The organism is Ruminococcus sp. XPD3002, from assembly GCA_900119535.1.
GTDB lineage: Bacteria > Bacillota > Clostridia > Oscillospirales > Ruminococcaceae > Ruminococcus > Ruminococcus flavefaciens_H.
The window spans coordinates 169,337-194,094 of the sequence record FPJT01000006.1 but is presented as its reverse complement, the minus strand read 5'-3'; the positions used below and the strand labels follow the sequence as shown (position 1 = coordinate 194,094).

23 protein-coding genes, 4 tRNA genes and 1 riboswitch are annotated in these 24,758 nt (G+C 47.9%); of the genes, 6 read left to right on the top strand and 21 right to left on the bottom strand.

The genetic code is table 11. The features are described 5' to 3' along the window. Positions 1-27: 27 nt before the first annotated feature. From hpt to cbiD, 19 genes are all read right to left on the bottom strand, one after another. The gene (gene hpt / locus BT127_RS07430; RefSeq protein ID WP_075424390.1) at positions 28-588 is read right to left on the bottom strand and encodes a hypoxanthine phosphoribosyltransferase; all 561 of its coding nucleotides are present in this window, start codon (positions 586-588) and stop codon (positions 28-30) included. A gap of 21 nt (positions 589-609) precedes the next feature. Next, positions 610-1,293, bottom strand: coding sequence for a 4'-phosphopantetheinyl transferase family protein (locus BT127_RS07425; RefSeq protein ID WP_075424389.1), 684 nt, complete (start codon positions 1,291-1,293; stop codon positions 610-612). Between the two features lie 89 nt (positions 1,294-1,382). Then, entirely contained in the window at positions 1,383-2,462 is a 1,080-nt protein-coding gene (locus BT127_RS07420; protein WP_075424388.1) for an ABC transporter ATP-binding protein, read from the bottom strand. Position 2,463: 1 nt separating this feature from the next. Further along, complete coding sequence (locus BT127_RS07415; RefSeq protein ID WP_075424387.1) at positions 2,464-3,480, bottom strand: FecCD family ABC transporter permease; 1,017 nt, start codon at positions 3,478-3,480, stop codon at positions 2,464-2,466. An 8-nt stretch (positions 3,481-3,488) separates the two neighbouring features. Beyond that, positions 3,489-4,619, bottom strand: a complete 1,131-nt coding sequence (locus BT127_RS07410) for an ABC transporter substrate-binding protein (RefSeq protein WP_075424386.1) — start codon at positions 4,617-4,619, stop codon at positions 3,489-3,491. After that, complete coding sequence (locus tag BT127_RS07405; RefSeq protein ID WP_075424385.1) at positions 4,612-5,553, bottom strand: hypothetical protein; 942 nt, start codon at positions 5,551-5,553, stop codon at positions 4,612-4,614. Before BT127_RS07405 ends, BT127_RS07410 begins: the two co-directional genes overlap by 8 nt. A gap of 56 nt (positions 5,554-5,609) precedes the next feature. Next, positions 5,610-6,674 (bottom strand): sirohydrochlorin cobaltochelatase, encoded by a 1,065-nt coding sequence (locus BT127_RS07400; protein WP_075424384.1) that lies wholly within the window; start codon positions 6,672-6,674, stop codon positions 5,610-5,612. Between the two features lie 128 nt (positions 6,675-6,802). Continuing rightward, positions 6,803-7,004: riboswitch (cobalamin riboswitch) on the bottom strand. Between the two features lie 90 nt (positions 7,005-7,094). Continuing rightward, positions 7,095-7,733, bottom strand: coding sequence for a precorrin-8X methylmutase (locus BT127_RS07395; RefSeq protein ID WP_075424383.1), 639 nt, complete (start codon positions 7,731-7,733; stop codon positions 7,095-7,097). Further along, positions 7,730-9,196, bottom strand: coding sequence for a cobyric acid synthase (locus BT127_RS07390; RefSeq protein WP_075424382.1), 1,467 nt, complete (start codon positions 9,194-9,196; stop codon positions 7,730-7,732). The genes BT127_RS07395 and BT127_RS07390 overlap by 4 nt, the downstream gene beginning before the upstream one ends. Then, complete coding sequence (locus BT127_RS07385; RefSeq protein ID WP_075424381.1) at positions 9,189-10,223, bottom strand: pyridoxal phosphate-dependent aminotransferase; 1,035 nt, start codon at positions 10,221-10,223, stop codon at positions 9,189-9,191. Before BT127_RS07385 ends, BT127_RS07390 begins: the two co-directional genes overlap by 8 nt. Beyond that, positions 10,220-11,185, bottom strand: a complete 966-nt coding sequence (gene cbiB, locus BT127_RS07380) for an adenosylcobinamide-phosphate synthase CbiB (protein WP_075424380.1) — start codon at positions 11,183-11,185, stop codon at positions 10,220-10,222. Before cbiB ends, BT127_RS07385 begins: the two co-directional genes overlap by 4 nt. A 2-nt stretch (positions 11,186-11,187) precedes the next feature. After that, positions 11,188-11,742, bottom strand: coding sequence for a histidine phosphatase family protein (locus BT127_RS07375; protein WP_075424379.1), 555 nt, complete (start codon positions 11,740-11,742; stop codon positions 11,188-11,190). Beyond that, the gene (locus BT127_RS07370; protein WP_075424378.1) at positions 11,739-13,076 is read right to left on the bottom strand and encodes a cobyrinic acid a,c-diamide synthase CobB; all 1,338 of its coding nucleotides are present in this window, start codon (positions 13,074-13,076) and stop codon (positions 11,739-11,741) included. The genes BT127_RS07375 and BT127_RS07370 overlap by 4 nt, the downstream gene beginning before the upstream one ends. Further along, complete coding sequence (locus tag BT127_RS07365; RefSeq protein WP_075424377.1) at positions 13,073-14,263, bottom strand: bifunctional cobalt-precorrin-7 (C(5))-methyltransferase/cobalt-precorrin-6B (C(15))-methyltransferase; 1,191 nt, start codon at positions 14,261-14,263, stop codon at positions 13,073-13,075. The genes BT127_RS07370 and BT127_RS07365 overlap by 4 nt, the downstream gene beginning before the upstream one ends. Further along, positions 14,260-15,009 (bottom strand): precorrin-6A reductase, encoded by a 750-nt coding sequence (gene cobK, locus BT127_RS07360; protein WP_075424376.1) that lies wholly within the window; start codon positions 15,007-15,009, stop codon positions 14,260-14,262. Before cobK ends, BT127_RS07365 begins: the two co-directional genes overlap by 4 nt. Then, positions 15,002-15,727 carry a precorrin-3B C(17)-methyltransferase gene (gene cobJ, locus BT127_RS07355; RefSeq protein WP_075424375.1) on the bottom strand — a complete coding sequence of 242 codons (726 nt, stop codon included), beginning with the start codon at positions 15,725-15,727 and terminating at the stop codon, positions 15,002-15,004. The genes cobK and cobJ overlap by 8 nt, the downstream gene beginning before the upstream one ends. After that, a complete protein-coding gene (locus BT127_RS07350) occupies positions 15,724-16,758 on the bottom strand; it encodes a cobalt-precorrin 5A hydrolase (protein ID WP_075424374.1) in 1,035 nt (344 codons plus the stop codon). The genes cobJ and BT127_RS07350 overlap by 4 nt, the downstream gene beginning before the upstream one ends. Beyond that, positions 16,755-17,513 (bottom strand): precorrin-4 C(11)-methyltransferase, encoded by a 759-nt coding sequence (cobM, locus tag BT127_RS07345; protein WP_075424373.1) that lies wholly within the window; start codon positions 17,511-17,513, stop codon positions 16,755-16,757. The genes BT127_RS07350 and cobM overlap by 4 nt, the downstream gene beginning before the upstream one ends. Position 17,514: 1 nt before the next feature. Then, on the bottom strand, positions 17,515-18,642 hold the full coding sequence (cbiD, locus tag BT127_RS07340) for a cobalt-precorrin-5B (C(1))-methyltransferase CbiD (protein WP_075424372.1): 1,128 nt from the start codon (positions 18,640-18,642) through the stop codon (positions 17,515-17,517). 235 nt (positions 18,643-18,877) lie between these two features. On the opposite strand from cbiD, the gene BT127_RS07335 reads away from it, so the two are divergent. Beyond that, positions 18,878-22,288: a pectinesterase family protein gene (locus BT127_RS07335; RefSeq protein WP_075424371.1), complete on the top strand. Its 3,411-nt coding sequence runs from the start codon at positions 18,878-18,880 to the stop codon at positions 22,286-22,288. Between the two features lie 59 nt (positions 22,289-22,347). Here BT127_RS07335 and BT127_RS07330 read toward each other — a convergent pair whose 3' ends face one another. After that, the gene (locus tag BT127_RS07330) at positions 22,348-22,863 is read right to left on the bottom strand and encodes a cysteine hydrolase family protein (protein WP_075424370.1); all 516 of its coding nucleotides are present in this window, start codon (positions 22,861-22,863) and stop codon (positions 22,348-22,350) included. A 14-nt stretch (positions 22,864-22,877) separates the two neighbouring features. Beyond that, a complete protein-coding gene (locus BT127_RS07325; protein ID WP_318257194.1) occupies positions 22,878-23,450 on the bottom strand; it encodes a TetR/AcrR family transcriptional regulator in 573 nt (190 codons plus the stop codon). A gap of 138 nt (positions 23,451-23,588) precedes the next feature. Here BT127_RS07325 and BT127_RS07320 point away from each other — a divergent pair, with 138 nt between their 5' ends. The 5 genes from BT127_RS07320 to BT127_RS07300 all read left to right on the top strand — a co-directional run bounded on the left by BT127_RS07320 (position 23,589) and on the right by BT127_RS07300 (position 24,655). Beyond that, complete coding sequence (locus BT127_RS07320; RefSeq protein ID WP_075424369.1) at positions 23,589-24,221, top strand: class I SAM-dependent methyltransferase; 633 nt, start codon at positions 23,589-23,591, stop codon at positions 24,219-24,221. Between the two features lie 123 nt (positions 24,222-24,344). Next, positions 24,345-24,420: transfer RNA gene (locus BT127_RS07315), tRNA-Val, on the top strand. Positions 24,421-24,422: 2 nt separating this feature from the next. Then, positions 24,423-24,496 (top strand) — tRNA-Asp (locus BT127_RS07310). 4 nt (positions 24,497-24,500) lie between these two features. After that, a tRNA-Gly gene (locus BT127_RS07305) sits at positions 24,501-24,576 on the top strand. 5 nt (positions 24,577-24,581) lie between these two features. Continuing rightward, a tRNA-Cys gene (locus BT127_RS07300) sits at positions 24,582-24,655 on the top strand. Positions 24,656-24,758: the final 103 nt, after the last annotated feature.

Sequence of the window (24,758 nt, the reverse complement as noted above, 5' to 3'; positions counted from 1 at the left end):
GGGAGTGCAGCCCGAACGGCTATTGCATTACAAATCGGGGAATTCGGTATATTCTGCGATATAGGGCAGTCCGCGGTAGAGTTCGCCGTAGTCCAGTCCGTAGCCGACAACGAAAAGGTCGGGGATAACGAAAAGGGAATGATCTGCTTCAAAGTCCACAACACGTCTGTCGGGCTTGTCCAGCAGAGTGACGACTTTCAGTGAACGTGGGTTTCTTGCGCTAAGGAGTTTTACAACGTCCTTAAGAGTTCTTCCCGTATCAACTATATCTTCGACTATCACTACATTGTATCCGCTTATATCCTGTTTAAGATCCATAGTTATATTGACTATTCCGGAAGAACTTGTGCTTTCATAGTAGCTTTTTGCCGCCATGAAGCCTATCTCACAGGGCACTGACACTGATCTGCAAAGGTCCGCAAGAAATACAAATGAACCCTTAAGGATGCTTACAAGCAGGATAGGTGAGCCATCGTATAGACTGTCGATATACAGACCTGCTTTTTCAACAGCATCCGCTATTTCTTTTTCCGAAATAAGGATGCGTTTGATGTGCCTGTTGTATTCTTCGGGTGAAATATTTCTCATTGCTGTACCGCCTCTCTGTTTTTATTCGTTATTGTTACTTATCCCTTCAAATTCATCAAGGTATTCGTCAATGCTCTTCTTAAAAAATATTGTACCATCATCGACTGTGCAGGCTGAAAGCTGATAAACAGAAGTTGGAAGAACTTTGAAGAAGCATCCGTCATACATGAATTCATTCTCAGTGTTTAGGAACTCGATAGTACGTATATCATCTGTTAGACCGCTGCCGTCGAATTTGACATAGCTCTCCTTCAATGCCCACAGCCTTGTGAATACTTCAGGCGGAGAAGGTGAACTGTATATCATTTCGGTTTCTCCTGCTGACATTGTCATACCGATAATGTCGTTGAATTTGCTGACTGTATCCTGTACGTCAACACCGATATTGTGCTTTGAAATCCCGCAGCAAACTGCTTTATCGCAGTGTGAGATATTGAAGGATATGTCGCAGTCGGTAAAATACGGTTTTCCGTGAGTTCCTTTCTTTATATCCGGAAGCTTATGGATGCCAAGCTTTCTCAGACCGAAAACCAGCAGAAAAAATGAAGCGAGACATGCGTCGCTGTCCTTTTTATGAAGAAATCTCTCTGATGTAAGTATACGTTCATGAGGGAGGTATTTTTTTATTCTGCCGAGCTGTTGCTCATTGAGCGGACAGTCCATATCAAGGATGTAGACTGTTGGCAGATGACTATTCTGAAGCATGAAAACTCCTTTGCAGTTGTGGGATAATTGATCGTTGTTATCATTATACACCGTTTATAACATTTTTGCAATAGAGAAAAAAGTAGTCATTAACGAAGTTTACCTATGTCAGACGCATATCTGCAAAGTTCGGGACAGAACAGGTCGTTACAGCAAATTACGGTATCGCATTTCTGCATCATTTCTTTTGCGGTATTCAGGGACTTCATGTTTGCAGTTGTATAAGGTGGTACTGATATCACATGTGGGGTAAGTGCGGTAACTATACTGTACTCCACATCGTTTTCAGGGATGATACCTGCGGCAAAGGGTATCCTCTGACGTCTCAGGCGTCGGTACAGAGGGATAGCTTTTCCGCCTCCACCGATAATGAATACCTGCGGTGTTTCATTGTTGAGGATACATGCTTCCGTTGAACCGAAAAGTGAGTTGTAGCTGCCGCTCTTTATGCTGAAAATTGAGTTTATCTGTGAATCCGTGAATACCTCGTCGGGACTGCCCGATAATTCGGCAGTTCCTTTATTGATGCACATTATTCTGTCCGAGTATTTCTGTGCAAGTTCAAGCTCGTGGAGGGATTGCATCACAGTTGTGTTTTTCTCGAACATAAGCGTTCTTAAAAGCTCCTGAAGGCGGAGCTTGTGACCGATATCGAGGTAGGAAGTCGGCTCGTCGAGGATAAGAAGGGGAGTGTCCTGAGCTATCGCCCTTGCAAGCATGACCAGCTGACGCTGACCGTCGCTGACGAGGCTGAATGGTCTGTCTGCAATGTCCAAGATAGAGGTAAGCTCCATTGCTTCACGGACTGCCTTGCGGTCCTCTTCGGAGAGTATGCCGAGCCGACCTGTATAGGGGTACCTGCCTGTGTCCACAACGTCCATGCATGTCATTTTCTCTGCGGAAACTCTTTCTGTCAGAAGCAGCGAAACTGAACGTGCTATGTCCCTTGCGGTCATCTCGGTAAGTCTGCTGCCGTTAAGGACTATTTCTCCCGAAACAGGCGGAAGCTGAGCGGCGATAGTTTTAAGAAGCGTGGATTTGCCCGCACCGTTGGGACCTATTAGAGTGAGCATCTCTCCGCGTTTTACAGTGAAGCTTACTCCGCTTACAATGGCTTTGCCGCCGTAGCCTGCGGACAGTTCCTTAACTTCGAGGATAGTATCTTTCATATCATGACCTCCTGCGTTTATCGTACATTACGGCGATAACAACGGGTGCGCCGAAAACTGCTGTAACAGTGCTTATGCTCAGTTCGGTTGGAGCAAATAACATACGTGATATAAGGTCGCAGAGCATACAGAAAACTCCTCCGCCGAGAAAACAGGCAGGTATCATGATAAGCGGTCTTGCAGTACCGAAAAGCCGCTTCATCAGGTGAGGTACAGCTACTCCGACAAATGAAACGGGACCTGCAAAGGCAGTTACACAGGCTGAAAGCAGACTCGAAAGCAGAATCAGGAGTATGCGGAAAAGACGTATATCAACTCCCGAATTCTTAGCGTAGGCTTCACCAAGCATATATGCTCCCATAGGCTTTGAAAGAAGAAATGCTGCCGAAACCCCAACAGCTGTTATAACTGCAATGATACGGAGGTCTCCGCGGTCGATACCCGAGAAGCTTCCCATTGACCAGTTGTGGAGGTTTACGATATTTGCGTCATTTGCAAATGTAACAAGAAGCTCCGTAAGTGAGGAGCAGATGTATCCTATCATAACGCCGCCGATTATCAGCTGAGCCATATTCTTTATTCGTCCCGAGATGAGCATAACTGCGCCCATTGAAAGAAGCGAGCCTACAAATGCGGCGGTTATCATGTGGAAAGAGCCGAGCGCCATACCGCTTTGCAGCGATACTATCATGATACCTGCAACCGCAAGCTTTGCTCCCGAGGATATTCCCAGTACAAAGGGACCTGCTATAGGGTTCCCGAAGAATGTCTGAAGCAGTATGCCCGAGACGGACAAAGCTCCGCCAAGGAGCATCGCCGCACATACTCGCGGCAGACGTATGTTCATGATTATTTTTTCTGCCGACAGGTTTTCCGCACGTCCGAGGATAACGTCCAGTGCCTCAGATGGTGTCACGCTGCTGCTTCCGAGTAGGAGTCCCGATGCAAAAAGGACTGCCGCAAGCAGAATCAGCAGAGAGTATGCGAAAATAAAGCGTATTCTCCTTTTAGTGTCCATTCTTCACCTCATTTCAGTCTGTGCAGATATGTAAGACTGTCACTGCCTTCCGTATTTCCTGTGAGTATCCTGTTTATGTCCAGTACCATTTCCGCAGCGCCTGTAGTCTGCTGGAACATATTCATTTCGGTGCACCATACATTCCCGTTTTTAACTGCCCTGAAGTCTGCAAGGAGACTGTTTTTTTCAAGGAGCTGTTCAATTGTGTCCATACTGCCGTCCACGGTACTGTTATAGATGAGAAAATCGGCATCCTTAGCCGTATCGTAGAAGGTCTCGAACTGTATATTCATTGTGGAAAGGGAGTTTTCGTCCACACTGAGAGTCTCTGCGTCAAGGACGTATTTTCCGCCTGCAAGCTCTATCATACGTGCTATATAGTCATTTGGCTTTCTGACGTTTACATAGCCGTTGGGACTGATAAAGAAAAAAGCCGCAGTGGGGCGTTCATCTTCGGGGATAGCTGTTATATCCACGCTGTTGAAGATATTCTCCTTTTGAGCGAAGAATTCCTCCGCCTTTTCGTATTCGCCCAGAAGCAGTCCGTAGAGCTTTATCCATTCAAGACGTCCAAGCGGATGTGATTCATAGCTTGAACGCTCCACCATTACAGGAATGCCGAGCTGCTGTATCTGTTCTTTGGTGTCGGGAGAGTGGTAAATCATGGTGTTTTCAATGGCTATACCGCAGTCGTTTTCCACAAGCGCCTCGTAATCGGGAGCGTTATATTTGCCGATATATGTTAGCTCGCCCGTATTCATTGCGGACTGTACATCGGGTAATGTCCAGTTCTGTATGTCGGTGGAGGTCATAGTAACGCTGTCAAGTGCGTTCAGACCGCAGAACAGGTCCATTACAGACGAAGAAGCGAGGTAGATGTCCCTGACAGGCTGATGTATGACTGTTGCGCCATTGGTGTTCTGAGGTTCGGAGACATTTTCGGGTACAAGGATGAAACTGTCCTCGCCGATAACGATGCTGAAACAGCCGTCGGGACGCTTCTCTGCGGTGAACTGCTCTGCGTAGTGAAGGTCTAAAGGTTCACCGTTTACTGCGTTCTGTACAGCTGAACTGCTTCCAGAAGCACAAGATGTGAACAGAAGCGGAAGCAGTATCAGCGGTGCGGTAAGCTTATTCATCTGCCTTCGGAGCTATTGAAGCTGAATCGAAATAGAGCGTGTACTCTATCTCGTATGGAACGCTCATTGCTGTTGTATCCGCAGAAACGGGCATTTTGTAGTCAAAGCCCTTTACAGGGATGCTGAATGTTGAGTTACCTTCTGTATTGGTTGGAAGGTACTTTTCGCCGTCAACTATCATGTAATCGTAGTTGCTGCTGCTCCAGATAACTTCGGCAGTTACCTGTCCGTTTTCCACTGTGAGAACTGCAGGAGATTCAACAGTTGCCTTGCCCGAACCGCCTTCGAGCTTCACATCAGCAGTGTATTTACCGTCCGAAAGACTCAGTGAATCGGGAACTGTGTATCTGCTTTCTTTGAATGCTTCCTCGGGGAGAGAGTCCGCACGGAATACCAGTGTACGTCCGTACCATTCCTGTTTTTTAGCGCTGAGTGCGGCACACTCTGTTTCCTCGTCAAGAGCGTTAACGGGTACTGTGAATACGGACTGTCCCTCGTCGTTTTCTGTGTATTTAATGAGAGCGGAATCGTCTGCGGTTTCAGCCTCGTCCTCGCTTCCCATAAAGAGTGCATCGTAGGACTTGCTTGCGATGATGAGGTCCGCAGTCATATCTTCACCGTTTACAGTGAGGATGCAGTCAGCGATCTTGAACATTGAGGAGCTGGAATCGACATTGATGTGGTATGTACCTTCGTTGAGTTCGTCAGCGTGTACCGCAGTCATTCCCTCGTATCCGACTTCCTGCTGGGGAGCAGTAGCGTGTTCGGATGCTTCTGTAGCGGCTTCTTCTGTAGTAGCTTCTTCTGCGGCAGTTTCTTCCGCAGCGGATGTTGACGGTGTTTCGGATGACGAACTGCTCTCAGCAGGAGTATTTCCGCAGCCGCAGGTCATTATGAGTGCAGCGGCAGCAGCGATAATTGTTATTTTTTTCATGTTGTTACCTCTTAACTTAAATCGGGCAGCTTTTTGACTGCCCGATGATTTTATGCTTATTCAGATGCCTTGTTGATAGCGTTTCTTGCGTGTTCAACGTATATCTGTCTGATGTCCTCGTTCTCGCCGAGACCTCTCAGGATGCACTCTACCTCGTAGCCTGCGTCCTCGAAAACAGACTTCCATGAATCTGCGTCGTCGCCAGCCATATCGTTATTTGCGTGGTCTCCTGCAACTACCATGAGTGGCTCGAGAACTACTCTTTCGTAGTTGCCTGCCTGTACAGCTTTGAGAACGTCCTCAACAGACGGCTCAGCTTCAACTGTACCGATGAAGTAATTTGTTCTGCCGTCAGCAGTGAGCATATCCTGCATCTTCTGGTAAACTCCGTTGGACTCTGCCTCTGTACCGTGTCCCATGAAGCAGATAGCGGTCTTTCCGTCGTCATAGTCAGCAGTCCAGTTAACGATAGCGTTCTCAACACGCTTGAAATCGTCATCGGAAGTGAGAAGCGGCTCGCCGAATACTACCTTCTCGAAAGCGTCAGCATGCTTGCCGACTTCCTTGACTATATCGTTGTATTCAAGACCATTCATAAGGTGTGTAGGCTGAACAACAAGCTTCTTTACACCGTTATCCTCTGCACGCTTAAGTGCAGCCTCTACATCGTCGATAAGGATACCGTCACGGCGGTTAACGTGGTCGATGATGATATTTGCAGTGAATCCGCGGCGTACTGAGTACTCCGGGAAAGCGTCAGCAAGAGCACCTTCGATAGCACCGATAGTGAGACGGCGGCTGTCATTATAGCTTGTACCGAAGCTCAGTACAAGGAGTTCGTTATCGCCGATATTGTCCTCGTTGCGGATGTTATCAAGTGAAGCGTCGCCTGTATCGTAGTTCTCCTCGTCTTCCGCTTCCTCAGCTTCTGTAACTTCTTCTGTAGCCATTTCTGTAGTTTCCTCCTGTGTCTCTGCCTCTGTTTCGGGCTCAGTCTCTGCGGCTGTTGTAACTTCCTCTGAAGCGGCAGTGCTTTCGGAAGAACTTGCCTGATTTCCGCATGAAGCGAATGATGCAGTTACTGCTGCAAGACAGATGATGAGTGCTGTGATCTTTTTCATGTTAACAATTCCTTTCTGTAAAGGCACGATCAGTACATCAAAAAAGCCCTCTGCAATACAGAAGGCATGACAATAAACCCCATGAGGGGTTATCGGTACGGTCAATGCCTCGTGACCTGATCTTTCGATCGTGTACCAACATAACGGCAGGTTTCCTGACTTTCGGATCATTGCTTTATGCAGCCTTCCCGATTACTCAGTGGCATGGCTCAAAGCCTCAGCATATTGCTCCCCGTACACAGTGACGAGATCGTGCAGGATTCTGACCTGCTTCCCTTTTACCCTGCTTCACCGTTATCGGCAGCAGGCACCGTATGTTATGATATTAATGAACATAGATAATTATATCAGATGAGATCTGTTATTTCAAGCAAAAGTAAGAAAATATACGTTATATACAAGTCTTATGCACTTTTGTTTTTACTTTTTGCCGTCAAGCATATAAAGGAGGGCATTGCATACTGCCGCAGCTACATTGCTTCCGCCCTTTCTTCCTCTTGCAACTATACAGGGGATTCCCGATTCGATAAGCATTTCTTTGGACTGTACAACGTTCACGAAGCCTACAGGCATACCTATCACAAGTTCGGGACGGAAAGAACCTTTTTCGATGTGTTCACACAGGCGTATCAGCGCAGTAGGAGCATTTCCCACGGCGTATATGACAGGTCCGTCTATATCTGCGGCTTTATCCACTGAAGCGGTCGCACGGGTAGTACCATTCTTTTTTGCAGCTTCTGCAACGTCCTCATCCGCCATGAAGCAGCAGCACTGACAGCCGTGTCGTGCAAGGGCGGCTTTGTTTATACCGGACTTTGCCATGTTGGTGTCTGTGACTATCGTTGCACCCTGTTTCAGTGTGTTCAGTGCGATGCTCACGGCGTTTTCCGAGAACCACAGGTTATCTGCGTAGTCGAAGTCCGCAGTTGTGTGTATAGCACGTATTACTATTGGACTTATCTCGTCGGGGAAAGTACGTTCGCCCAGTTCCGAGCGTATTATCTCGAAGCTCCGCCGTTCGATATCCGAAGGCAGAACGTATTCTATCTTATCTTTCATATTCCCTCCCTGATTATACGGTATATCAGGTCCATATCCAGACTTCTGCGGACGTGGTCTGCAAGCAGGTCGAACTGTTTTTCTCTGAATTCACGGCGGTCTGTTGAAGTTCCGCTGTAGGTTAGTCCACGACGTTCAAACAGGTGACGTATGAGACGTCCTGACACGTCGGCGGAGTCGAATATGCCGTGTATGTAACAGCCAGCCACACTGCCTGAGTAGCTTCCTCCGCAGTCAGTAAGAGGTGTGCCGCTGTCACGAGTTGTACCCATGTGTATCTCATAGCCGCTGAATGAAGCGCCGTCAAGAAAGGCAAATGTACCACCGCAGGTAAAGCAGCCCTGAGTTCTCCGCTGGCATTTTTCGATGCCGAATACTGTTTCGCCTTCAAGAAGACCTAATCCGTCTGTACTGCCGCCGCCTTCTGAGCCGAATGGATCGGAGATGCTTTTTCCAAGTATCTGATAGCCTCCGCATATGCCGAATACGAGGGTGCCCTTAGATGCAAGGGACTTTATTTTCTCATCAAGTCCTGTACTTTTCAGCCATTTCATGTCTGCGATAGTGCTTTTAGTTCCGGGGACTATTATAAGGTCGGGACGTCCGAGACGAGCAGCATCCGACACGTAGCGTACCGATACATCGCTGTACTGGCTGAACACGTCAAAGTCGGTGAAATTGGATATCTTAGGGAGCTTTATAACAGCGATGTCGATAAGTCCCGTAACATCGGATTTGCTGAGCTTCGAGGAGAGACTGTCCTCGTCCTCAAGGGAACATTCAAGGTAGGGTATTACTCCCGCAACAGGTTTACCGCTTAGCTTGCGGAGAATGGAGATGCCCTCATCGAAAAGGGAGATATCGCCGCGGAAACGATTCACAACAAGTCCCTTTATCATGTCCCTTTCATGTGGTTCAAGAAGGTGGAGGGTACCTATCAGTTGTGCGAAAACACCGCCTCTGTCAATGTCTCCCACAAGCAGAACTGGGGACTTCACCATTTCTGCAAGTCCCATATTTACGATGTCATCTGACTTCAGATTCAGCTCTACGGGACTGCCTGCGCCTTCTATGACGATAATATCGTACTGTGAAGCGAGTGTATCGTAGGCTTTCATGATATCGGGGACGAGTTCCTTTTTGCGTCGGAAGTACTCAGCCGCTCTCATATTGCCCCTGACCTGACCATTTACTATCACCTGCGAACCCGTATCTGTAGTTGGTTTCAGCAGAATGGGGTTCATAAGCGGCGAAGGATCTATACCTGCGGCTTCTGCCTGCATTGCCTGAGCTCTGCCTATTTCCGAGCCGTCGGGAGTTATAAATGAATTAAGCGCCATGTTCTGGGACTTGAACGGTGCAACTGAGTAGCCGTCCTGACGAAAGATCCTGCAAAGTGCGGCGGCAATGAAGCTTTTGCCTGCATCGGACATAGTACCCTGTATCATTATCGGTCTACCCATTCAGGCACCTCCTCAGTGTATCGATAAATCGTGAATTGTCTTTGTGGTTTTTGACCGCTATCCTGTAATAACTGCTGTCCAGTCCTCTGAATGAATCACATCTGCGGATGAGTATGCCCTTTGTGAGCATAAGGTCATACAGTTCTGTTTCAGACCTGAAAAGCAGAAAATCCGCATCCGAGGGGCAGACTTTCAGTCCCAGTGCAGTCAGTTCATTGGTGAGAAATTCTCTTTCACGGCGTATAAGTTCAATGGTTCGTTCAACGTAGTCCAACTCGTCCAGTGCTGCGACACCGGCAGCCTGTGCAGGGGATGAAACGCTCCAGTACTGACCGCTTCCTGCGATCTTTTCCGCTGTAGATGCATTTCCGCAGAGCATGTACCCGAGCCGCAGTCCTGCCATAGCGTAGAGCTTTGTGAATGCTCCGAGGATTATGCAGTTATCGTTCATGAAATTTGTAAGACTGTGTGTGGAAGCCAATCCCGTGAAGCCCATGAAGCACTCATCGCAGATAAGAACAGTACCCTTATCCCTGCATATTTCCGCAGTTGTTTCCAGTATGTGCGGAGGAATCAGCCTTCCCGTAGGATTATTTGGTGAACAAAGTATCACAATGTCATATCCTTTGCTTACAGTGATAAGAAAGTCCTCATCCAAAATAAACCCTTCGGACTCGCGGAGAAAGTACTCTGATATGCGGCATTCTGTTTCCGCAAGCGCTTTTTCGTACTCGCCGAAGCAGGGACGGCATAACAGTGCGGACTTCGGTCTCAGTGCATGGACTGCCCTGTATATAAGGTCCGCTGCACCGTTTCCGCAGACTATGTTCTCCGCAGGCAGACCAAAGTGCATTGACAGTTTTGAGCGAAGTTCGGTGCATGATGAGTCGGGATAGCGGTCCATTGTTTCAGCTGATGCGAGGTAAGCCGCTCTGACGGACTCAGGCGGGCCAAGTGGGTTTATATTGGACGAAAAATCGAGGATATCTCCGTATCCGTAAATATTTCCGCCATGTTTCTGTATCATAGTATCACTCCGAAAAGAATTGTCCTGAAAATAACTGCAATCAAGAGCATAATTGCCGATGAACCGTACATCAGTCTGTTGGCGCGGCGTATATCTGCGGCTTCTATGGGACGGTCATTGTCACCGATATATGGCTTTTTATGGACTTTGCCAAAATACACCGCATCCCCTGCAAGACGCAGGTGCAATGCACCTGCACAGGCAGATTCAGTCTGTGCTGAGTTCGGACTTGCATGATTAAGTCTGTCCCTTTTCCATATCCTGAAAGCGTTCCTGCTGTCCATGCCGAGAGGTGAAGCTACAACAGCCATAAGGAGTGCGGTAAGACGCGAGGGGATGAAGTTCAGCACATCATCAAGTTTTGCGGCAGTACGTCCGAGGTCTATGTAGTCATCGTTCTTGTAGCCTATCATTGAATCCATAGTATTTACCGATTTATAGAGCATCCCGAGAACTCCACCACCCAATGCCATGTAGAAAATGGGCGCAGTTACACCGTCGGATGTATTTTCCGCAACTGTCTCAACAGCGGCACGGATGATGCCTTCATGGTCAAGGACGGATGTATCTCTGCCAACTATCATAGAGACAGCCTGCCTTGCGGCTTCAGTGTCATTTTTTTCGGCTGCATTGCATACCTTCATGCTCTCCTTGCAGAGACATCTTGCAGCAAGCATATAACAGCAGATGACGCTCTCCGCCGCAACACCGAGAATGGTGCTGAGCCTGTAGCAGATAAAGAGCAGAAGAGCAGTTATCGCCGCAGGGATGAAGCATACAACTGTCGTAAGGAAGATGCCGCCTTTTCGCAGGTCACGGAAGTTCTTACGCACTGATTTCTCCATGAAGGATATCAGCTTTCCGACAGCCTTTATAGGGTGTGGAAAGTTATACGGATCGCCGATGATGAGGTCGGCAACTGCTCCGATAATGAGTGGAAGAGAGGGGATAAGGTATTTCATAATTACTCCGTTAGTGTGATGTTAGAGCCGTCGAATTCGCATGTCAGCAGCTCTCCGTTTTTGATGTGCCAGTCGAAATAGTCCCTGTGGGGAAAGGAAAATCTGTCCATTACAGCCATTATAGTTCCACCGTGTACCACGAATGCGAGAACGTTACAGTGAGCATATCGGGACATTATACTTTCAAAAGCGGCAACAGTACGACTGCGGAAATCCTCGGGAGATTCACCATTAGGAAATGGGAGAGTTCCGCCGCTGTCTATCCATTTCTGATAGTAGTCATTGCCGCTGAGTTCACTGTAATTCTTTCCCTCGAAGTCGCCAAAATCGCACTCACGAAAGTCCTTGCAGATGACTTTTTTCGCATTGGGATAGAGTATATCGGCAGTTTGTATGCACCTTTTCATGGGACTGCATACAACTATATCGCAGTAGGGACAGGAAAGCTCCCTGAGAGCTACAATACCGTCGGGACAGAGGGGCTCGTCCGTTGAACCGATATAACGGTCTTCCATGTTACCCGAGGTCAGACCGTGGCGAATGAAAATTATCCTCATTTTTTCTCCTTTTTGTTTCGGTAGTCGATGCAAGCCTGTACGAACCTGCGTGGTATCCCGATATCTGACGGAAAATACAGGTGCGGAAAGCCTGCATAACAGTGCATGTCGCTGTGACCGCATTCCCATTTTGTTCCGTTGTTTTTGACGGCGGTGAAACTGTTTCCGCGGTTAGAGCTGTCCCAGTAGTGGAACTCATGCGCTTTTATACTTCCGCCTTCGGGACAGAGAACCGTGTCCTCATGTGCAGTCATAGTTACATAGCCGAAACGTGTAAGGCGTTCCCTCGGGAAAGCCTTGCCGTCGAAATATCCTACCATAGAGTAAGCGGTACCTGCCGAGTCTTTAATGGCATCGTGAAGGTACATGAAACCTCCGCATTCCGCAATGAATGGTATCCCATCGTTAAGCAGCATATACAGTTCAAACCTCATAACTGAATTCTTCTCAAGCTTATCGGCGTATAGCTCGGGGTAGCCTCCGCAGAGGATGATACCGTCCGCAGGCGGAAGGTGACCGTCGGAAAGAGGGGAGAAGAACCGAAGCTTACATCCCATATCCGTGAGGATATCGAGGTTTTCTGGGTACTGAAAACAGAATGCTGCATCCCTTGCAATTGCTATCACTGGAGCATCTTTCAAAGGTTTAACAGTGTAAGATTTATACTGCGGAACAGGATTTTCGGGGAGTGCAAGGAGCTTGTCCAGCAGGATATACTTTTCAGCAAGTGCGCCGAGTTCACGGAGCTGATCATCGATATCGGCTATCTCGTCAGCAGTTACAAGTCCGAGGTGACGGCTTTCGATAGTAAAAGTGTTTTTGGGCAGGCATCCGAAGTATTCCGTACCCAGTTCCGCACACAATTCCTTTGCGAAGGGAATGAGTTTTTCGGGAAGCATGTTGAAGATGAATCCTGCGATATTATTCGGACTGCGGTAGGTGAGAAATCCTTTCATCACAGCGCCTATCGAGTCACTCATGCCCTTGCAGTTAACAGTGATTACCGCAGTGGTATCGGTCATAAGCGAGAGAGAATGTGCTGAACCGCTGCTTCCGTCATAATAACCCATAACGCCCTCAATTACGGCGATATCCGATGAACTGCCGTAGCGCTCGAGAAGTGAGCAGATTGTATCTTTATTGCAGAAGAAGCTGTCCAGATTGTGGGAGTCCGTGCCAAGCAGACGTCTGTGAAACATGGGATCGATGTAGTCGGGACCGCACTTGAAGGACGATACGGACATTTCCCTCTGTTTCAGTGCTGAGAGTATCGCACAGGTAACTGTAGTCTTACCGCATCCGCTGCCTGTTCCGCCTATTATTACACGTTTCATGACTTGCGCCCCCTTATTAGGAATACGGGATTCTGAGCTGTAAGCATTGTGTGGTTTCCGACTTTCCGTGTATCGGTAACAGCTATCTGAGTTACTGTGTAGATGTAAAAGAATGCTTCAAAGCATCTGCATGCCTGTTCCAGTGTTTCAAGGGATACAGCTGTAACAGCAATATCGGGAGAAGAGCCCTTGTTGGTCGCACAGCGGAAAATATTCAGCATATTACCCGAAGAACCTCCTATGAAAACCTTGTCTGGAGCAGGAGCATTTTCAAGGATATCGGGACACACACCTTCACGGACTGTTATATTATCGCAGGAATGGCTCATGCTGTTCTGTTTTGTGAGTTCCACAGCCTCAGCGGACTTGTCAAAGGCGTAGACTGTCCCTGCCGGACATCTGTAAGCCATTTCAACGGATACGGAACCTGTACCGCAGCCGATATCCCAGCATACCGAGTCTCTTTCTATCTCAAGTGAAGAGACTGCTGAACCTCTTACGATAGCCTTTGTCATGGGTACGTTACCGCGGATAAAGGCGCTGTCCGACATGGACGAGGGAATGAATTTTATGCAGTCGGGATTCTCCACGATCAAAGAGCAGAGACTGACGTTTTCGTAGGAAGTGAAGTCCGAAGCAATACATTCCGTTATTTTTTCGCTGTCCGACCCCATATCCTCACCGATAAAGATACGTACTCCTCCGAGATTATAGCTGCAAAGGCGTGAACACAGTTCACCTACTGTCATTTCTCCTCCGAGAAGGAAGAAACAGTACCTGTTCATGCGGACGTTTATAGCTATATTAGCGCTTCTTCCGTGGAGAGAGATGAAACGCATATCCTCGTAGGAGTGACCTGTAAGTGAGCACAGGTATGCAGCCGATGAGATACCGCAGAGAGTTTTCACATCGTGATCTTCCAGCAGGGGAAGTAGTCTCTTGGCGGCACTGAAAAAGCCTGTGTCTCCCGAAAGGAGAACAGCCGCAGATGAAGCAGTGCTGCAATTCAGGTAATCAGCTATTTCAGCAGGCTTGTAGGTAGTGAGAACAGTTTTTCCGCTGCTCAGGTAAGGGGAAGTCATACGTTCAGCACCGATTATGACTTCTGAATCGGCAATTGCAGCGGCAGCTTCACGGGTGAGAGTGCTTTCATCGTTCATTCCTGTACCTATTACGTATACTTTCACTTTGTTTTCTCCTTTTCACTGAGTATCAATTCTGCAACTTCATCGAAGCTGAGCCCCTTTTCTTTCGGACGAAGCAGAGTCACCGTCTTTATTCCGCAAAGTTCAGCAGCGGCTATCTTCTGAGGATATCCGCCTTCGGGACCGCTCTCCTTGGTGATAAGCCAATCCGCACCGCTTAGCTTTATATGTTCCACATTCTGTTCAGTTGAAAATGGACCTTTCTCACATATCAGCTTGTTTGTATCGAATCCGAGTAAGTGACATTCCTCCGCAATACTATCCGATGGAAGTACTCTCAGCCATACACGTTCAAAGCGTTCATTTATTTCGGATAGTGATGAAAAGGACTTGCTTCCAAGAGTGCTGAGTATGTTGCCTTTAGTACTGTTCAGCAGTTCAACTATCTCCGTGATGCTCTCAGCAGTCATTCCCTTTATTTCCGAGGACTGCCTCAGGAGCCGGACGTATCTAACTCCCGTGGAATGACAGGCAGCGCAGATATTTTCGGTAGCTTCTCTTGCATAGGGATGAGTTGCATCCACAGCAAGGGAGTAATGTCCCTCAGCCAATATGCACCTCATATCTGAGCTGTCCGCCCTTCCGACGAGTACTCTGCCAACATCGGGAAGAAACTTTGCACCGTATTCTGTCGCCACGGAAACATCTGCGGCAATGCAGTTATCCTTGCAGAATTCCGCAAGACGTCGTCCCTCGGTGGTGCCAGCGAATATGATGAGCCTAAACATTGCGGTAGCCTCTGGGAGTGACCATTCTGCCGCCGACTATTTTAGTCTCGGAGTTGCCGATAATTACGGTTGTGAACATGTCAACTGCAGTGTTTCTCAGCTCACCGAGAGTAAGTATCCTGCTTTCCTGTCCATCTCTTCCGATGTTTCGGACATATCCGCAGACTGTGGAGCTGCCTCTGTATTCGAGGACTATATCGCAGGCTTTCATCAGGTAATCTGAACGCTTTTTTGATGAGGGGTTGTAGAGTGCGATAATGAAATCCGCTTCAGCGGCGCATCTAAGGCGTTTGACTATCTTCTCCATAGGTGTGAGCAAGTCCGAAAGGCTGATTATCGCAAGGTCATGGGTGAGGGGAGCACCAAGAAGCGGAGCACCGCTGAAAGCTGCTGTAACGCCTGCAACAGGTACTATTTCAAAGTCCGGAATATCCTTTCCCATTTCCATAGCAAGTGCAGCCATACCGTAAAGCTGCGGATCTCCGCTGCAAACGAGAGCTACGTTCTGAGTCTGAGCTTTTTCCAGCGCAAGTGCGACTCTGTCCTTCTCCTGACGCATTCCCGTGGAAAGGCATGGCTTTTCGGGAAAGAAACGGGACACAATCTCGGTGTAGGCGGTATAGCCGATAATGAGATCACTTCCGAGAATGGCACGTTCAGCTTCGAGAGTCATACCTTCACGGCTTCCGCAGCCAAATCCGACGATATACAGCTTCATAGAATGCTCCTTTCAAAGTCGATGCTGACCGGTCTTTCAGCGGCGGCAACGGTCACACCGTTCAAAGCCTGTTTGCGTACTATAAGTTTGCCTCCGCTGCACAGAACTGCACTCCGCTCGCAAACGTTGTCCGCACCTGTAACGCTCCTTACGAACTCTGATGCAGTGAACTCTCCATCCGCGGACATCAGCTCCTCAGCGGCATAGGTGTAAAGGGGCAGCGAATAGTTTTCGCAGAACTGAAGGAGTCCTTCCTCGTTCTTTTTTAGGTCGGCAGAAGCGGCGGCATACAGGCGTTCCACAGGGATATCAGCGGATGCAAGCACATGAAGAACAGTGCTTTCTATGGCATCGAATGGAGTGTTTTTTCTGCATCCTATACCGAGTACTACATCACGGGGTATCAGCCGCAGAGTATCATCAAATGGAGTGGATTTAATGTTCTTTCCGATGTAGATGCCGTGGGGACAGTCTTTATCGAGTGTAAGTCCTTCAGGCAGTTTACCGTGAGGGTATTTACAGCAGAAGCCGACTTTTTTGCCGTCTGTAATGAGTGCGGCAATGCGTTTTGCAGCGGTCATATCGGTGATAGTGAGACCGTTTGCCTTTGCGAATGAGTCGGGGGAGAAAAGTCCTCCCGTGTCTGTGGAGGTAGTGATAACGGCTTCTGAACTGATGAGTTCGGCAATGTGTCTGGAAAGTGCATTTGCACCGCCTATGTGTCCCGAAAGTATGGGGATAACGTGGCTTCCGCTGTCAGGAATTACGATGACCGCAGGATCTTCAGTCTTGGAGCGTATGTGTGGAGCAATTACCCTTACGGCGATACCGCAGGCACATACGAAAACCAGTGCATCACAGGCGGAAAACAACTCTGCAGCAAGTGCAGAAAGGTCCGTGAACGGGACTGCATTTTCGTCCGTATGAGAGTGGAAGCAGTGACGTCTGACCGTGTGATCGTGGGAAAGCACCGCAAGTCTTTCCGAGAGTACACGTCCCTTTTCGGTCAGTGAGATAAGGGCTATATTCATTCTGTTTCAGCCTTTCTGAATTCGGTAGTGAAGGACGGATCATAGAGCTTTGAAAGTGAGTAATTGTCCCCGAGAAAGTTACCGACTGTTATCAGCGCTGTTTTGGTAATGCCGTTCTTTTCTGCGGTCTCGGAGAGAGTGCCCACTGTACAGCGGCAGACCTTCTCATCTGCCCATGTGGCTTTGTAGACTATCGCCGCAGGAGTTTCGGGACTGTATCCGCCTTCGATGAGCTGATTTGAAAGCTCTTCAAGCATGCCTGCGCTAAGAAACAGTACCATAGTTGCCCTGTGCGCCGCAAGGGATGGAATGCTTTCCTTTTCAGGCACCTTTGTACGTCCCGACATACGTGTGAGGATCACGGTCTGGGACACATCCGGAAGTGTGTACTCCGCATGAAGTGCAGCCGCAGCGCCGCAGAATGAGCTTACTCCGGGACAGATATCATAGTCTATCCCGAGTTCGTCAAGGCGGTCGAATTGTTCACGTACAGCACCGTAGATACTGGGGTCACCGGTGTGCAGACGGACGGTATCGAATCCGTTTTCCTCTGCATTCCTCATAACCTCTATCACCTGATCGAGAGCCATTTCAGCGCTGTTGAATATACGGCAGTCGGAACGCGCATAGTTCAGAAGTTCGGGGTTTACAAGCGAACCAGCATAGATGATGACATCTGCCTTTTCAATGAGTTCTTTTCCCCTGAGAGTTATCAGGTCGGCAGCACCGCAGCCTGCCCCTACAAAATGTATCATATTATTCCTCCGTGAGTGTGTTGATGATATCGTCCGCATCCTCTGTTTTCAGCAGTACGTTGTTCTTGAATGAGAACACCACTGCGCCGATACGTGACTTGTTCCGTACCCTGCATTTCAGGTAGTGGTCTATCCTGCGGATGAGGACTTCAAGAGTGGGTTCTGCCATATCTTTTTCTGCAAGTATATCAATGGCGGAATCCGCGGTTACGCAGTCTGCAATGCGGCGGAGCGTTTCAATGTCCGCACCAGCCAGCGCACCGCAAGCGATAAGAGTTTCCATACGTCCGTCAGCATAGAAGGAGTGAGTGTTCATTATGCCCGAACCAAGCTTCACAAGCTTGCCTATGTGTCCGATGAGGAGGATGTTCTCAAATTCCATGGATACGCCGATATCAATGGCTTCACCGATGAAATTGCTGCAGGTTACAGCTTTTTCCGAGAGGTATGGAGCGTGAGTTTTTATGAAGTCGTCGCTGTAGTTGCCTACTGAGAGGATGAGAGTAGACATTCCCTCAGCACGGCGCATATTTGCTTCAGTGCGGATAGTTTCAATGATAGCGGAATTGCTCATAGGTTCAACTATCCCGGTTGTCCCGATTATGGATATACCACCAACTATACCCATTCGTGGATTGAATGTATTTGCGGCGAGCTTTTCACCATCGGGTACGGAAACTGTAACAGTGAAACCGCCGCTGTATTCGTACATTTCAGCCATTTCACGGACTGCTTCGATTATCATCCTCCTGGGGACGGAGTTTATCGCAGCTTCGCCTACAGGCTGGTCGAGTCCTTTTTTTGTGACTCTCCCTATGCCTTTTCCGCCGATGATAGTTACACCGCTTTCCGACTTCTCCACCGCTGCGAATACACGTATGCCGTTTGTGATATCGGGATCGTCGCCGCTGTCCTTGACAATACAGCAGGAGGCACGTTCGGAGTTGAATGACTGCTCATGAACCTCAAGCAGCAGACTTACTCCCGAGGGCGTTACAATTGCGGAAGAAGTGACCTTATGTTGTGTCAGCAGCATTTCAGCAGCAGCTTTTGCAGCAGCAGCGGCGCAGGTACCTGTAGTATAGCCGCATCGCAGCTTTTCAGTACCCCGATAAACGAATCGGTCCATAGCTATTTCCTCCTTATGATCGTTATATATATTATAAAATATAGAGCTTGAATTGTCAATCTGATCAAAAGCATTGAAAATTGTAAGTGCTGATTGTACAAAAAATCAGTTTGAAAGTATAAAAAATCATTTACAATGCTCATTATTTATGCTATAATTTACATATATGGTAAATACTGATCATTATATCAGGCGACCGAACAGATTCGGAATCAATGAAAAGGAGTTAAGACTAATGTTAAGAAAGAACAGAAAACCGTCCCTCACGGCTGTATCTGTTATGGCTTCTGCTGCAATGCTGATGTCTCAGGCATTGTTCTTCCCTCAGATCAGTGCGGATGCGGCAGGTACAGACCTGTATGTGGGCTATACAGGAAGAAACGGCAGCTTTTCAACAGTCCAGGCAGCAGTTGACAAAGCAGCATCACTCTCACCTTCGTCAGAATCAGACCGAGTTACTATCCACATTGCTCCCGGTACATACCGTGAACAGGTCGTGGTACAGACACCTTACGTGTCATTTGTCAATGATTCGCCGAATGAGAAAGTTACCCTTACATGGTATTACGGTATAGGCTATAAGTACTACAGCGCCAACGCAAAGGGTTATTATGACAAGAATGCAGCAGCATCAAAGTCTGCGAAGAATATCGCCAACTACCGCTGGGGCGCCACAGTACAGCTCTGGCCGAAGGCTACTAATTTCAAGGCTGAGAATATCACATTCGAGAACTCCTTCAACAGGTACATCACTCAGGAGGAACTTGCTGACGGCGTTGAGGCTACAGGCGAGACTCTGAGAGTTGCAAGAAATACAGGTGCGGACGTTCAGTCCAAGGCATATACGGAACGTGCGGCAGCTTTCTCTGCGGATGCTGCCTACTGCGAGTTCCTTAACTGCTCATTCCTCAGCAGTCAGGATACGCTTTATACAGGCGGTTCTCCCGAATATTACAAGAATTGCCAGATAGAAGGACAGACCGACTACATCTTCGGTGACGGTTCAGTTGTATTTGATAGCTGTGAACTTCGCTGGAAGGGTTACAGTTCGGGAACTACAGGCGGTTACATAACCGCTGCAAGAGATGATAACAACGATGATACGGGCTACCTTTTCTATAACTGCAATGTTACTGCAAATCCGCAGCTTAAGGTATCTACAGGCTACTTCGGCAGACCGTGGAGAGATACTGCAAAGGTAATGTTCGTGAATACCACTCTTGATAGTGCGAACCTCATAAACGAGGCAGGCTGGACCTCAATGAGCGGAGTTCAGCCGGAGAACGTTTCGGGGTTCAAGGAGAGCGGTACTAAGACAAAGGACGGCAAGGCTGTTGATACATCCAAGAGAAAGGGACACATTATTTCCGAGTCCGATGCGGCAGGCATCAAGCTCGTCAACTACATGAAGAACTGGACTCCGTCTTATCTCAATGCTTCAGCTCAGTCACAGCAGTCGCAGCAAGGTCAGCAGGAACCGCAGAATGTACCTGTGGCAGACGGTGCAATAACATACTGCAGCGGCTGGTTCGAGAGTGCAGCAGCAGAGTGGGACAGCTCGGCTATCGGCGATAACGTTAAGGTATCCTATTCTGTAAAGGGCAAGAACCAGTTCACACAGGTCGACTCACAGCTTATACGCGGAAACCGTGTGGATATTGTGGGACTGAATAATAGCGAGACATACACTCTCCTTATTGAAGGCTCAAAGGGCAGAGCTATGGCAGACGTTCAGCCGATGACTTTCGACCGCAGCGGCTACGCTCATGGCAATAACGACCGTTCTGTTGGAGCTTACAACAATGACGGTACACTGAAACAGGGCGTTGAAGTCATCTACGTTACGGACAGCAACAAGGACTCTATTTCCTACGGCGGAAAGACAGGCCTTTACAACATATTCTACAGCGCTAAGCCAAAGAACGTCGTATTCCGCTTCATCGGCAAGGTGGGAGTTCCTTCAGGTGCTAAGGCTAATGACGGTAAACAGAATGACGGTTCGAGCATGCTGTACCTCCAGAATGCCGAGAACGTAACTATCGAGGGTATCGGTGCTGATGCGGCACTGGACAAGTGGGGATTCGAGATGAAGCGCTCCACAGGCTGTGAGGTAAGGAACCTCCGCCTCGAACAGTACCCCGATGACGGAATCTCAATGACAGGCTCATCGGACAGCAAGTCCTCTTACATGTGGGTACACAATAATACTATCGACAAGGGCTACAACCAGTTCGCAGGAAACGGTACTGTTGACGCTGACAAGGCAGACGGCGACGGTTCAGTTGATATCAAGTGGTCCGAGAACATCACAGTTTCCTACAACGTGTTCAACAACTGTCATAAGACTTCACTTGTAGGCGGCGGTCCGAGTCAGTTCCAGGACTGGATAACCTATCACCACAACTGGTTCAAGAGCACCGAGTCGAGAAATCCTCGTGCAAGAAACGCTCACATCCACTGCTATAACAACTATTTCAGCGATAACAAGCAGTACGGAATCGGCGCTTCATACAACTCAAAGATATTCTCAGAGGCTAACTACTTCGAGAACACATATCTCCCTCTGGATGCAGTTAATATGGGCAGCGATGCTTACTCAGGCACCATCAAATCATACAACGATAAATTTGAGGGCTGCAATATGGGAAGCGGACTTGCATACAGCATAGTGAACAGCAGAAATGCAGCAGCATCCATAGCTAACTTGAAATCAGGCGGAGATGCTTACGATAACTTCGACCTTAACATGTACAGTTATACCGCACAGACTCCTGACAGTGCAAAGAGCGAGGTCATGAACTTCGCAGGTGCAATGCAGACAAAGGTCTACAACAAGGGTACAGCGTCACAGCAGCCCGAACAGCCTTCAAATCCGACACCAACAGAGCCGCAGGGACCTGTTACTGTTTACGGCTCGGACACTATAGCTTCCGTGGCAGTTGAGAATGTTCTCTCATCAAATGGTATTTCATGGAGCGTTGAAAATGATACTAAGGTCGGTTCAAAGGCTTTCACAGACCGTGATTTCCTTATTACTGCACTTCCTTCATCCCTCGAAGGCAGCGAGAGAGTACTTACCGCATGTGATTCCAAGAACTATGATGCGGACCTTGCTTCACTGGAGGCAAAGAAGGATTCCACAGTTTACATTGCAATGGACAGCCGTGTGGCATCTGTACCTTCATGGATGTCCGGCTACACAAAGACAGGCGAGACAGTGGGAATAACAGATGCGACCGATCAGAAGCAGTTCGACCTGTACAGCAAGAATGTAAGTGCAGGGGAGAAGATAAAGCTCGGAACAAACGGACAGAGTTCAGGTGTAATGCAGTATGTTGTATTTGCTTCAGCACTTCCTGAGCCAACAGAATCTCCTACAGAGCAGCCAACCGAAGCACCTACAGATGCTCCTGAGAAAGTTGTTTACGGCGATGCTAACTGCGACGGCAACGTAAATCTTTCAGATGCACTGCTGATACTCCAGTACATCGCAAACAGCAAAAAATTCCCGATCGATACTCAGGGACTCATCAATGCGGACGTTTATAACAGAGGCGACGGTGTAACTCCACTTGATTCCCTTACATTACAGAAGGTAGATGCAGGTGTCTACACTCTTGAAGACCTGCCTGTTACAGCTGAATAATACTTTCTTACTGAATGATAAAGCCCCCGATGCGGTCAGATCCGTGTCGGGGGCGCTGTTTATTCGTATATAACTCCGAGAGCAGTGAGAGTGCTCCTCGTTTTTTCTTGCTTTGAAGCAGGAAAACGTGAACCTGTAGCAGCGGAGATCAGTACAGTCCTGCATCCTGCTTTTATAGCACCCTTTGCTGTAGCTCCTACGCAACCGCACTCGTCAAGACCGCATAGGTGGAGTTCCTTGTAGTTCTTCTCGGCAAAAAGCTTTTTGAACTGTGATGATGTGAAAGTATCAGGGAAATTTTTCTCGACAACTGTATCGTTGACAAGGTCCATGCCGTCATAAAGCTCGGCGCCTTCCGTGCCTTTTATGGAAAAACCTATTATCCATCTGTTGGTTATGATGTTAGGGAAGAGCTGAACCACATAGATAATGTCGAATCCCTTTTCTTTATGTTCCTTGATTGTCTTGTTAACTTCGCTTACAAGCCGCGGAGTGTTGTAGCTGAACATATCTTTTCTCTGTTCCCAGAGATAGTCATTCTGCATATCAATGACGAGAAGTGCTTTGTTTTCCATATTTTCCTCCTTTATTACGGTAAATACCTGTTCACGTTATCGGTTACGAATTTCCGCAGTACATCACTGTCTGTAAGATCGATGCCGCAGTGTTTTTTTAATTCTTCGCTTTTCAGTACAGCAAGTTCATTGCTGCTTGTGAGGCTGAAGGTTATCATCCTGCATTCTTCTTCGGTGCGGCTTCCGCTGAAATGTGCAATTACAAGGGGCAGACTCTCCATGCCGTGTATCATGTCTCGTTCGAGAAGTATGTACTTCGTTATTGCACGGGAGTAGTTCATATTATCAAGCATAAGGCGCATCATAGTGATATGTACCTCTATAATTTTTTCCTTCGGAGGGATATCGGATTTAAGAAGCTCACCCAAATGGCTGTCTGACTGCATTGCTTTCTGCATTATACCTGAAAAAACCTCTGCAAGGAGAGCCTCCCTTGAACCGAAACAGTAGTTTATCATGGCCAGGTTGACCTGCGCTTCGGCAGCAATACGCCGTGAGGTGACCTCGGAAGGATCTGCTGCGGAGGTCATAAGTCTTGCGGTTGCAGACAGAATTTCTGAACGGGTACGGTTGATATCTCTTTTCAAAGTAAACACCTCCAAACTAAACACGTTTAATTATATTATACGCGTTTAATTAGTTTTGTCAAGTACCTGATCGAAAAAAGTTGCAAAAATTTTTTAGAGTGATATAATATAATCAGAATGTATTTAGGAGTGGTAACAATGAGTGAAAGATCTATAACCGAAATGGGCAATCCTGCAAAGCCTCACGGAAGCGCAGGTTTTGAAATGCTTACACGCATGAATGATTCCCACTATGAAGTGACGGGCTGGGCGCTGAAGAACTTTACCTTCACAGGCAGTGAAAGAGTGCTTGATATTGGCTGCGGCGGAGGAGCTACACTGCACCGTATGGCTGAAAAGATAACATCGGGACATCTTACGGGTGCGGACTATTCACCTGTATCTGTGGAACTGAGCAGTAAGAACAACAGCGATGATATTTCTACTGGTAAGATGAATGTGGTTGAAGCTTCAGTAGATTCTCTTCCTTTTGCAGATAACAGTTTCGACAGGATAATCACAGTGGAGAGCTTTTATTTCTGGCCTGATCCGCAGGAAAACCTCCGCGAGGTATATCGTGTTCTGGACAAAGGGGGAGTATTTCTGATCGTTGCGGACGTTTACGGTGATGCAGAGCTTTCTGAGGAAAGTCTTGAAGGTATACGTAAGTATTCGTTATATAATCCAACAAGAACGGAGTTCAGGGAACTGCTGGAGAACGCAGGCTTCACTGATGTGACTATCCACACCAAAGATGATACAAGCTGGATATGTGCTGAGGGACGAAAATAACGTATTAAAGGTGAAAAGTCTGGATACAAAAAAAATTTTTGAAAAATTTCAAAAAAACCCTTGACAAAATCTTCAAGTTGTGGTAGAATATATAAGTCGTCAGTCGACGATACAAAAAAGCGTGGGGGTTTAGCTCAGCTGGGAGAGCATCTGCCTTACAAGCAGAGGGTCACAGGTTCGAGCCCTGTAGTCCCCACCAATGGCCTCGTAGTTCAGTTGGTTAGAACGCCTGCCTGTCACGCAGGAGGTCGACAGTTCGAGTCTGTTCGGGGTCGCTATGCGGATTTAGCTCATCTGGTAGAGCGCCACCTTGCCAAGGTGGAGGTAGCGAGTTCGAGCCTCGTAATCCGCTCCATGGACGGCGCTATAGCCAAGTGGTAAGGCGTGGGTCTGCAACACCCTGATCCCCAGTTCAAATCTGGGTGGCGCCTCCAGAGTATGAAGTCTCCGAAATCGGAGACTTTTTCTTTTTGTACCGATACGTCGTATGGTCTTTTATCGCCTTGACAAATTGGTGAAGATATGATAATATAGTTA

Excerpts from the sequence above, each read along its gene's own strand:
- hpt (WP_075424390.1), bottom strand. The coding sequence starts at position 588 with ATGAGAAATATTTCACCCGAAGAATACAACAGGCACATCAAACGCATC.
- BT127_RS07425 (WP_075424389.1), bottom strand. The coding sequence starts at position 1,293 with ATGCTTCAGAATAGTCATCTGCCAACAGTCTACATCCTTGATATGGAC.
- BT127_RS07420 (WP_075424388.1), bottom strand. The coding sequence starts at position 2,462 with ATGAAAGATACTATCCTCGAAGTTAAGGAACTGTCCGCAGGCTACGGC.
- BT127_RS07415 (WP_075424387.1), bottom strand. The coding sequence starts at position 3,480 with ATGGACACTAAAAGGAGAATACGCTTTATTTTCGCATACTCTCTGCTG.
- BT127_RS07410 (WP_075424386.1), bottom strand. The coding sequence starts at position 4,619 with ATGAATAAGCTTACCGCACCGCTGATACTGCTTCCGCTTCTGTTCACA.
- BT127_RS07405 (WP_075424385.1), bottom strand. The coding sequence starts at position 5,553 with ATGAAAAAAATAACAATTATCGCTGCTGCCGCTGCACTCATAATGACC.
- BT127_RS07400 (WP_075424384.1), bottom strand. The coding sequence starts at position 6,674 with ATGAAAAAGATCACAGCACTCATCATCTGTCTTGCAGCAGTAACTGCA.
- BT127_RS07395 (WP_075424383.1), bottom strand. The coding sequence starts at position 7,733 with ATGAAAGATAAGATAGAATACGTTCTGCCTTCGGATATCGAACGGCGG.
- BT127_RS07390 (WP_075424382.1), bottom strand. The coding sequence starts at position 9,196 with ATGGGTAGACCGATAATGATACAGGGTACTATGTCCGATGCAGGCAAA.
- BT127_RS07385 (WP_075424381.1), bottom strand. The coding sequence starts at position 10,223 with ATGATACAGAAACATGGCGGAAATATTTACGGATACGGAGATATCCTC.
- cbiB (WP_075424380.1), bottom strand. The coding sequence starts at position 11,185 with ATGAAATACCTTATCCCCTCTCTTCCACTCATTATCGGAGCAGTTGCC.
- BT127_RS07375 (WP_075424379.1), bottom strand. The coding sequence starts at position 11,742 with ATGAGGATAATTTTCATTCGCCACGGTCTGACCTCGGGTAACATGGAA.
- BT127_RS07370 (WP_075424378.1), bottom strand. The coding sequence starts at position 13,076 with ATGAAACGTGTAATAATAGGCGGAACAGGCAGCGGATGCGGTAAGACT.
- cobK (WP_075424376.1), bottom strand. The coding sequence starts at position 15,009 with ATGTTTAGGCTCATCATATTCGCTGGCACCACCGAGGGACGACGTCTT.
- cobJ (WP_075424375.1), bottom strand. The coding sequence starts at position 15,727 with ATGAAGCTGTATATCGTCGGATTTGGCTGCGGAAGCCGTGAAGGTATG.
- BT127_RS07350 (WP_075424374.1), bottom strand. The coding sequence starts at position 16,758 with ATGAATATAGCCCTTATCTCACTGACCGAAAAGGGACGTGTACTCTCG.
- cobM (WP_075424373.1), bottom strand. The coding sequence starts at position 17,513 with ATGATACATTTTGTAGGGGCAGGCTGCGGTGCTGCCGACCTGATAACT.
- cbiD (WP_075424372.1), bottom strand. The coding sequence starts at position 18,642 with ATGGACCGATTCGTTTATCGGGGTACTGAAAAGCTGCGATGCGGCTAT.
- BT127_RS07335 (WP_075424371.1), top strand. The coding sequence starts at position 18,878 with ATGTTAAGAAAGAACAGAAAACCGTCCCTCACGGCTGTATCTGTTATG.
- BT127_RS07330 (WP_075424370.1), bottom strand. The coding sequence starts at position 22,863 with ATGGAAAACAAAGCACTTCTCGTCATTGATATGCAGAATGACTATCTC.
- BT127_RS07320 (WP_075424369.1), top strand. The coding sequence starts at position 23,589 with ATGAGTGAAAGATCTATAACCGAAATGGGCAATCCTGCAAAGCCTCAC.